The organism is Sphaerisporangium sp. NPDC049002, from assembly GCF_040649355.1.
Taxonomy (GTDB): domain Bacteria; phylum Actinomycetota; class Actinomycetes; order Streptosporangiales; family Streptosporangiaceae; genus Sphaerisporangium.
On the sequence record NZ_JBEZFH010000271.1, the window covers coordinates 1 to 8,762 of the forward strand.

Consider the following 8,762-nt stretch of genomic DNA (forward strand, 5'->3'; position numbering starts at 1 on the left):
AAAGCCCCCTGCTGGACGTGCGGCTGTTCGCCAACCGGTTCTTCAGCTCCGCCATGGGCGTCGGGCTCCTGGCCGGCATCGTCATGGCCGGCGCCGCGGCGTTACCCGTCATGCGGGCCACCAGGTCTCCGGTGAGGTGGCGTCTCGCACCGGCGACGCCCAGGGCGAAGACCTGCCGGGTGAGCCGTTCGCGCAGGGTCAGGGCGACGCGGGTGGTCACCGCGACCTGGGCGATCCCGCTTCCCGCCTCCGCCAGCGCCCTGACCACCAGGAGCCCCAGCAGGGCGAGGGCGAGCGGGCGGACGCGCCTCCGGACGCAGCGGCAGCCGCATCGAGCCGAAACCGAGGGGCTGCCGGGGCCGGGCATCCTTTCCGATCGGCCCTACCGCCCGGGGAGCCTGGTTCACTACCGGTTCGGGGCGTTCGCCGGCGTGCGGACGCTCGGCAACGACGGGACGTACGAGGCGATGCTGGTGGCCCCCGACGGGAGCCTGAAGCCGGACCGGCGGCAGGCGTGGTTCTCCCCGCCGTCGTGGGCGCCGAGGGACCCCTTCACCGGGGAGCCGCCGGACCAGGGGCCCGCGGGGGACGGCCAGGGACCGGTGCTGCTCAACGGCCGGTACGTGGTGCGAGAGGTCATCCGGCACGCCTTCGGCGGTGGGGTGTACCGGGCCACCGATGAGCGGACGGGAGGCCAGGTCGTCGTCAAGCAGGCACGCCCGCACACGGTGGCCGACCTGACCGGGAACGACATCCGCGTCGCCCGCCGTCATGAGGCGCGGATGCTGGAGCTGTTCGAGCCCTCCGGGGCGACGGCACGCCTGGTCGAGGTGTTCGAGCAGCAGGGTGACCTGTTCCTGGTGCAGGAGGCGATACCAGGAGTCACGTTGCGCCAGTGGGTGAGGGACACCATCGAGCCGGATGACGGCGAGGGCTGGGGGCTCCCGAGGGAGACCGCCGAGCGGATCGCCTGCGGCCTGGTCGGGCTGGTGGAGCTGGCCCACGCCAAGGGCCTGGTACACCGCGATTTCAACCCCAACAACATCATGGTGACCGAGGACGGCGACCTGCGCCTGATCGACCTGGAGATGCTCGCGACGCCGGGGGAGCGGGTCAGCCAGGCCTACACGCCGGGGTACGCGGCGCCGGAGCAGGTCGACGCGGCACCGATCTGCGCCGCCCCACAACGGCCGCCGATCTCTACAGCCTGGGCGCCACCCTGTTCTACCTGGTCAGCGGGGCCGACCCGATGCTCGTCCCCGACCAGCCGGAGACGCGGACGCGTCAGGAGCGCATCGGCACCTGGCTGGGCCACCTCGCCGCCGCGAACCCGGCCGCCCGGTGGCTCGCCGCGATCATCGTCCCGCTGCTGCACCCGGACCCGGCGCGACGCCCGCGCCTGGACGACGTGCGCGCCTTCCTCACCGGGCCGGAGCGACGCCCATGCCTGGACGACGTCCGCGGCGCCGGGCCGGAGCGACCGCACGCCCGTCACGTGCCGCCCGCGAGGCCCGGCGCCGCGGACGTGGAGCGGATGATCGTCCACGCGACCGAGCACCTGCTGCTCACCATGGGGCCGGACGACTCCGGCCGGCTCTGGAGGCCGGCCGCGTTCACCGCGGCCACCGACCCGTTCAGCGTCCACCACGGCGTCGCGGGGGTCCTCGGCGTACTCACCCGTGTACACGAGGCCCGGCCCGACCCGGCCTTGCGGGACGCGGTGGCGACCGTGGCGGACTGGATCGCCCGCAACGTGCCGCGCGAGCCCCGTGCCCTGCCGGGACTGCACTTCGGCCGGTCGGGCACCGCCTGGGCGCTGCTGGAGGCCGGGCGCTGGGTGAGGAGGACCTCGTCCGCCTCGCCGCGGACCTCGCCCGGCGCGTCCCGGTCAGCTGGCCGAATCCGGACGTCTGCCACGGCGTCGCCGGAGCCGGGCTCACCCAGCTCCGGTTCTGGGAAGTCACGGGAGACGACGGATTCCTGGACCGGGCGCGGCGGGCCGCGTGCGCTCTCACCGCCGCGGCCGAGCTCAGGGACGGGCGCACCGTGTGGCCGATCGCGCGGGACTTCGCCTCCATGCTCGCCGGCCTCGTCCACTAAGGCTTCGCGCACGGCGTCGCGGGAGTCGGAGCGTTCCTGCTGGCCGAGGCACGCGCCACCGGCGACGCCCGCTGCCTGGACCTGGCCGCCCGCGCGGCCGGCACCCTCCTATCCGTCGTCGAGGTGAAACGCGGGGCCGCCTACTGGCCCAGCGGGGAGAAGGACGACAGCCCGCTCATGACCCACTGGTGCAGCGGCTCCTCCGGAGTGGGCACGTTCCTCGTACGCATGTGGCAGCAGACCGGAGACCCCCGACGAGACCGAGGAAGTGGACCTCGTGGGCTTCAACACCGGCCTCGCCGGGGTCCTGGCCTTCCTCACGCGGCTGCGGCACGGTGGCCCCCGCCTATGGCTGCCGGAGTCGCTGACCTCCTTCGCCCCGGCGGGCCGTCCGGGCACCGACGGGCCGGCCACACCCGGTCTCGTGCCCCTTGCCCGGTGAGCGGCACGACCGGCCCGTCACCGCGGACGAGGAGGGCCCCGGCCGGCGGCCGGGGCCCTCCTGTCAGCTCGTGTGCGGCGTGCGCACGATCAGAAATCGTAAACCGAACCCGTGGCGGCTCGCAGGGTGCACGAGTTGCTGTAGGTGTGGCGCACCGAGATGTGGCGACCATCCCAGGTGCCGATGGCGGTGACCGTCACAGGACTGAAGATCCTCGGGCAGTGGGTCCCCAGCGCCACGCTCAGCCTGCTCACATCGCCGCCGACCGGGATGAGCACACGGCAGGCGCTCGCCGCCGAGGGGTGCGTCCCTCCTGGAGGCGAGCATCGTACGGTCACGACGCGACTGGATGAAAGCGGCGTGATTCCGCGCTGCTTGCTCAGGACCAGAGACCGGGTGCGCCGATCAGGCGACCCGGGCACCGTACCGGTGTGTGGTCCCGGCGTTGGCCCGGTGTGTGGTCCCGCGGGCGGCCACGGGTGTGGTCCCGGCGTCGGTCCGGTGTGTGGTCCCGGCGTCGGCCACGGGTGTGGTCCCGGCGTCGGCCCTGTGAGAGGTCCCGGTGGTGTCGGCTTCGGGAAGGGCAAGATGTGAGGCCCTGGCGGTGGTGTCGCCCCGATCAAGGGCTGGTCGACCAGGCCCGGAGGCTGGTCGCCCAGGCCCGGAGCGCCGGGTGGCGGATCCCAGGCCGCAGAGGCGCCGGCCGCCGAACCGGCGGCGGCAGCCGCACCGAGGACCAAGGCCAGACAGCTCAGGCCAGTGTAAAGACGTCGCAAGTGAATCCCCCGATCACGCATGACGATGAGCGGACTACAGCCTCCCGCGCTCACCCGCTCACAGCGGTGATCGACGCTCTGATCACACCCTTTCTATGCGATATCTCTACCCCGCCGCCGTACGGGTGTGGGCGGTTTCCGCTCGGACTCTGGGGACTTGGTGACCTTGTCCGGGACGTCCGGCAGGGCGAGTGCTGGACGCGACCTGTCGGACCCGTTGCCTAAGGTTGGCCGTCAGGCGACCAAGGAGGCGACGTGATCGATCGGCCACGAATGACGGTGTCGGGCATCGTGCTCGGCTCACCCGACCCCCATGAGCTGGCGGCCTTCTACCACCGGCTCCTCGGATGGGAGGTGCGGGACGACGAGCCCGACTGGGTGAAGCTCGCCGCGCCCGGCGGCGGGCCGGGGCTGTCGTTCCAGACCGAGACGGCCTACGTCCGGCCGGCCTGGCCCGCCGGTCCCGGCGACCAGCAGATGATGGTCCACCTCGACATCCTGGTCGACGATCTCGACGTCGCGGGTGCTCACGCGGAGGCCTCGGGCGCGACCCTCGCCGAGTTCCAGCCGCAGGACGACGTGCGGGTCTACCTCGACCCCGCCGGGCACCCCTTCTGCCTGTTCGTGTCCGAGTAGGGGGCGCCGAGCCGGTCAGGCGGCGATCCACTCCCTGGAAGTCGTGACCTTCTCCAGGATGTCCGGCACGGGCTCCACGCCGAGGCCGGGGCCGGTGGGCACGGGCAGGTGGCCGTCCTTCAGGACGAACGGCTCGGTGATGTCGGTCGCGTAGTAGCGGCTCGATCCCGAGGTGTCGCCGGGAAGGGTGAAGCCGGGCAGCGCGGCCAGCGCGACGTTGGCGGCCCGGCCGAGGCCGGTCTCCAGCATGCCGCCGCACCACACCGAGATCCCGTGCGCCCGGCACAGGTCGTGGATACGCCGGGCCTCGATGTACCCGCCCACCCGGCCGGGCTTGACGTTGATGATCGAGCAGGACCCGAGCGAGATCGCGGCGGCGGCGTGCTCGGCCGACTCGATCGACTCGTCCAGGCACAGGGGAGTCCTCAGCCGCTTCGCGAGGGCGGCGTGCTGCACCAGGTCGTCGTCGGCCAGCGGCTGCTCGATCAGCAGCAGGCCGAATTCATCGAGCCGCGCCAGGTGCGGGGCGTCCACGAGGGTGTAGGCGGCGTTGGCGTCCACCTGCAGCGGCAGGTCGTCGCCGAAGCGCTCCCGCACCGCCCGTACGGGCGCCACGTCCCACCCGGGCTCGATCTTGATCTTCACCCGCGTGTAGCCCTCGTCCAGGTAGCCGGCCACCGCGTCGAGGAGCTTCGGTATCGAGTCCATGATGCCGACCGACACCCCGCACGGCACCCGGTCGCGGGAGGCGCCGAGGAAGGAGCCGAACGACCTGCCGGCCGCGCGCAGCTCGGCGTCGAGGACGGCCGTCTCCAGCGCGGCCTTGGCCATCCGGTGGCCCTTGAAGGGAGAAAGCGCCCGGCCCACGGCGTACGCGTCGATGCTCGGCAGGGCGGTGAGAGCCGGGATCAGGAAGCGCCGCATCACCTCGGCGGCGCCGTCGACGTACTCGGAGGAGTACAGGGGCTCGGACATCGCCACGCACTCGCCCCACCCCTCGGCCTCCGGGGTGACCACCCTGACCAGCAGCACGTCCCGCTCGGTCTCGGTGCCGAACGAGGTACGGAACGGCGCGACCAGCGGCATCGCGATCCTGCGCAGTTCGACACCGGTGATCTTCACGCTCGCTCCAAAATGTAGTGGCCGTCGGTGGTGAACCCGGTGACGCGCGCACCGCCGTCGATCAGCCCGCCGAGCACGTCGCGCATCGCGTGGCGCCACGCCTTGGCGGCGGCCGGGTCGGAGCGGCGGAGCCTCTCGATGTCCTCGGGGGTCTCGACCAGGAGCACCCGTCCGTCCGTACGCCCGGCGCCCGGGCGGTCGTCTTCGGCGGCCAGCGCCACCACGGCCCCCTCGGGAGCCCGCGCCGGACGCGCCGTGCGCGTGCACGCCGCCAGCGCGTGAGGCTCGCCCAGCCGCCACACCGCCAGGAGCCGGTCGGACTCGTCGCCCGCGTTGATCACGTCGTCCATGGTCCCGTAGAAGCACGGGAGGTACTGCTCGGGGCGGGCGCCGAGCTTGGCGATGTTGAAGTAGGCGTTGCGGCGCACCAGAGGATCATAGGTCCAGGAGATCCGGCCGAGCCCCCGCGACAGCGCCCAGGCTCGCTGGTGGAGCTTCAGGGCGAACCCGATGCCGCGCCCTATGATGCTGCCGGTGACGTGGGAGTGCAGCGCCGTACCGGGGGGACCGGCGAGGAAGCCGACGCTCGCGCCGACCAGCACGGCGCCCTCGAAGGCGCCGGCCACGTAGTTGCCGCTGTGGGAGAACGCGCGCATCAGCTCCACGCTCATCGGGACGTTCGCGGGCTCCGGGTGCCAGATCTCGTCGTACAGGCGGTGGACCAGCTCGAACTCCGCGATCTCGTGAAGTTCGCGCACCAGCACCCCGGCGTCCCTGGCGGCGGCCTGCCATTGCGCGGTGGCCGCGCCCGCGAGCGACACGACGCTTCCCGAGGTCACGGCCCGCCCCCTAAGCCCGGGCACCTGCGTGGAACGGTCACTGCCGGCCCTCCAGGATCGCTTCCACCAGCCTGGCCAGCAGGGCCGCGCGGCGGGGCATCTCCTCCACGATCACGTGCTCGTGCGCCGCGTGCGCCCCGCCGCCCACCGCGCCGAGGCCGTCGAGTGTGGGGCACCCGGCCCCGGCCGTGAAGTTGCCGTCCGAGCCGCCGCCGACGTGCACGCCGCGCAGGGGCCCGAGCCCCAGCTCGGCCGCGGCCTGCTCCGCCAGCTTGAACAGGGCGGACGAGGAGGCGACGTCCATCGGAGGCCGGTTGGGCCCGCCCGTCACCACGAGGCGCGTGCCGGGCAGGCTCGGCGACAGGGCGCGCATCCGGGCGTCCACGAGGGACTGCGCCGAGAGGTCGGACGCGCGTACGTCGACGGCGACGGCCGCCCGCGCGGGCACGGTGTTGGCACTCGTGCCCGCGCTCATCACGGTCGGGGTCACGGTCGTCGTGCCGCCCGGGTCTGCCATCGCGGCGATGGCGAGCACCTGGTGGGCCAGTTCGACCCCGGCGTTCGCCCCCTTCTCGGGTTCCAGGCCCGCGTGGGCGGCCACGCCGTGCACGGCCACCTCGTACCGGGAGACGCCCTTGCGGGCGGTCTTCAGCGCGCCGCCGTCGGCGCTCGCCTCCAGGACGAGCGCGGCCGAACATTCCCGGGCGCTCTGCTCGATGAGCTTTTGCGAGGTGGGCGAGCCCAGCTCCTCGTCACCCGTCACCAGCACGCACACCCCGTCCACCGACGCGAGCGAGCGCAGCGCGTGGAACATCTGGACGAGCCCGGCCTTCATGTCGAACACTCCCGGGCCGCGGGCGATCCCGCCGGTGACCGACCACGGGTGCGTGCGCAGCGACCCGATCGGCCAGACCGTGTCGTGGTGGCCGAGGAGCAGGACGCGGGGCGTGCCGAAGCTCCAGCGCAGGTGCGTGACCCCGCCGAGCACGACCGTCTCGGGCCGTACGCCGAGATGCCGGGCGCCGAGGTCGGCGACGACCGCGGCGCTGGCGGCGACCGCGTCGTGATCGGTGGAGAAGGACTCACACAGGACGAGCTCCTCCAGGTCGTCGAGCATGACCGGCAGGTCGCCGGGCATCACCTGACCGGTCCCTGCTCTGCGATCCCTTGTACGGCCGTTTCCTGCGCGGCCGTCCTCGGCGCGGGACGTCCGAGCTCGGCGCGGAACAGGCGCATCACGTTGCCACCGAGGATCTTGCGGATGTCCTCCTCGTCCAGGCCACGCTTGAGCAGTTGCTCGGTGACCAGCGGCATGCCGCCCGGCCCGTCGAGCCCCTCGATGGCCATTCCCGAGTCGATGCCGCTGTAGCTGAACCCCTCGCAGCACGGAGGGGTGAGGTCGGTCATGACCTCCTTCATGAAGTCGGGGCCGAGGCCGACATGGTCGACGCCGGCGACGTCCGCGATGTGCAGGATGTGGTCCGCCAGCCGCTCCACCGTGTAGCCCTCGGGCTTCTCCGACAGGAACGCCGCGAGGAAGTTGACGCAGACGACGCCGCCGCCCGCGCTCACCGCGCGCAGCTGCCCGTCGGTGAGGTTGCGGTGGTGGTCGCGCAGGGCGCGCGCGGAGGAGTGCGTCGCGATGACCGGCCGCGTGGCGATCTCCAGTACGTGCGCCACGCCCGACGCTCCCAGGTGGGAGATGTCGAAGATCATGCCGAGCCGTTCCATCTCCTGGAGGGCCGCGACGCCGTAGGCGGTGAGGCGGCTGCCGGTGGCGTCCTCCCCGCTGCCGTCGGCGAGCGGCGTACGGCCCCAGTGGGCGATGGAGGCGACGCGGACGCCCAGCCGGAACAGGGTGGGCAGCAGCTCCACGCTCGCGTCCAGGCCCGGCATGCTCTCAAGGGCGATGACCAGGGCGATCTTGCCGAGTGCGAGCGCCTCGTCGATCTGCTGCCCGTCGTGGCAGATGCTCACGTCGCCGGGGTTGCCCTCGGCCAGCGCGTGGGCGCACTCGATCATCCGCAGGGTCTGGCGGAGCGCGCCCTCCGGGCGGTACTGGCTGTCGATGAAGACCGGCAGGACCTGCACGTCGACGCCGCCCTCGCGGAGCTGGGGCAGCCACCGCTCCCGGAAGAACGACGCCCACATCTCCGGCGGCCTCGCCGAGACCGCCATCAGGAGGTCGTTGTGGGTGTCTGCCACGATCGCGTCCTGATGCAGGTCAGCGAACACGTGTGGACTCCTCTCGCCTTGGACCTCGCCAGCGGTCCTTCCCACGTGTCATGCCCGCGACGCGGAAGTCGGCTGGCCGGAAGGGGCGGCTTGTTCGCCCCGAGTGTCCGGTTTCATCCGACCGTATACGCACGCGGGGCAAATCGAAATCCACGCCGCCAGGTCCCGGGCGGGTGGACGGAGGTCAGCCGAAGGTGTACGCCCCGGGCCGGGGGGCCCGCGTGATCCTGCGGTACACCGTCGTCGGCCGGGGCCAGTTGTTGGTCACCCTTCCGGCGGCGTTCTTGTACCAGCTGTGGCAGCCCGCCTCCCAGACGGTGCGGGCCATGGCCTGGTCGAGGGCCCGCCGCCAGGCGTCCATGGTGGCCGGACGCACCTCCATCGGCCCGCGCGCCGACAGCAGCGGCAGGCAGCCCATGATGTAGCGGACCTGCGACTCGATCATCAGGATGATCGAGTTGTGGCCGAGGTTGGTGTTCGGCCCGTACAGCAGGAAGAGGTTCGGGAAGTACGGCACGGCGATGCCCAGGTAGGCTTCGGTGGCGACGCCCATCATGCCGGAGTCGCGCCAGCGGCCGGGGCCGCCGAGGAACCGGTGGTCGTCGACGCCCA

At 72.5% G+C, this 8,762-nt stretch carries 9 protein-coding genes and 2 pseudogenes; 4 read left to right on the forward strand and 7 right to left on the reverse strand.

Annotation, left to right across the window (positions count from 1 at the left end):
* A partial coding sequence (locus AB0B89_RS32755) for a protein kinase (protein WP_358560521.1) occupies positions 1-1,538 on the forward strand: 1,538 nt, incomplete at its 5' end.
* On the opposite strand, the gene AB0B89_RS32760 is transcribed toward AB0B89_RS32755, so the two are convergent.
* On the reverse strand, positions 1,492-2,112 hold the full coding sequence (locus tag AB0B89_RS32760; RefSeq protein WP_358560523.1) for a hypothetical protein: 621 nt from the start codon (positions 2,110-2,112) through the stop codon (positions 1,492-1,494). The genes AB0B89_RS32755 and AB0B89_RS32760 overlap by 47 nt on opposite strands.
* 27 nt (positions 2,113-2,139) lie before the next feature.
* On the opposite strand from AB0B89_RS32760, the pseudogene AB0B89_RS32765 reads away from it, so the two are divergent.
* Positions 2,140-2,292: pseudogene (locus AB0B89_RS32765) on the forward strand (hypothetical protein); the annotation flags it as partial.
* A 76-nt stretch (positions 2,293-2,368) separates the two neighbouring features.
* Positions 2,369-2,542, forward strand: coding sequence for a hypothetical protein (locus AB0B89_RS32770; RefSeq protein ID WP_358560525.1), 174 nt, complete (start codon positions 2,369-2,371; stop codon positions 2,540-2,542).
* Positions 2,543-2,631: 89 nt separating this feature from the next.
* On the opposite strand, the gene AB0B89_RS32775 is transcribed toward AB0B89_RS32770, so the two are convergent.
* Positions 2,632-3,339, reverse strand: a complete 708-nt coding sequence (locus AB0B89_RS32775; protein WP_358560527.1) for an SSI family serine proteinase inhibitor — start codon at positions 3,337-3,339, stop codon at positions 2,632-2,634.
* Between the two features lie 234 nt (positions 3,340-3,573).
* On the opposite strand from AB0B89_RS32775, the gene AB0B89_RS32780 reads away from it, so the two are divergent.
* A complete protein-coding gene (locus AB0B89_RS32780) occupies positions 3,574-3,954 on the forward strand; it encodes a VOC family protein (protein ID WP_358560529.1) in 381 nt (126 codons plus the stop codon).
* 15 nt (positions 3,955-3,969) lie between these two features.
* On the opposite strand, the gene menC is transcribed toward AB0B89_RS32780, so the two are convergent.
* From menC to AB0B89_RS32805, 5 genes and pseudogenes are all read right to left on the reverse strand, one after another.
* Entirely contained in the window at positions 3,970-5,076 is a 1,107-nt protein-coding gene (gene menC, locus AB0B89_RS32785) for an o-succinylbenzoate synthase (protein WP_358560531.1), read from the reverse strand.
* Positions 5,073-5,915, reverse strand: a complete 843-nt coding sequence (locus AB0B89_RS32790; RefSeq protein WP_358560533.1) for a GNAT family N-acetyltransferase — start codon at positions 5,913-5,915, stop codon at positions 5,073-5,075. Before AB0B89_RS32790 ends, menC begins: the two co-directional genes overlap by 4 nt.
* Positions 5,916-5,952: 37 nt before the next feature.
* Positions 5,953-7,053 (reverse strand): M20/M25/M40 family metallo-hydrolase, encoded by a 1,101-nt coding sequence (locus AB0B89_RS32795; protein ID WP_358560535.1) that lies wholly within the window; start codon positions 7,051-7,053, stop codon positions 5,953-5,955.
* Complete coding sequence (locus tag AB0B89_RS32800; protein WP_358560537.1) at positions 7,053-8,150, reverse strand: dipeptidase; 1,098 nt, start codon at positions 8,148-8,150, stop codon at positions 7,053-7,055. The genes AB0B89_RS32795 and AB0B89_RS32800 overlap by 1 nt, the downstream gene beginning before the upstream one ends.
* A 184-nt stretch (positions 8,151-8,334) precedes the next feature.
* Positions 8,335-8,762, reverse strand: a pseudogene (locus tag AB0B89_RS32805) (4-hydroxyacetophenone monooxygenase); the annotation flags it as partial.

Excerpts from the sequence above, each read along its gene's own strand:
- AB0B89_RS32775 (WP_358560527.1), bottom strand. The coding sequence starts at position 3,339 with ATGCGTGATCGGGGGATTCACTTGCGACGTCTTTACACTGGCCTGAGC.
- AB0B89_RS32795 (WP_358560535.1), bottom strand. The coding sequence starts at position 7,053 with ATGCCCGGCGACCTGCCGGTCATGCTCGACGACCTGGAGGAGCTCGTC.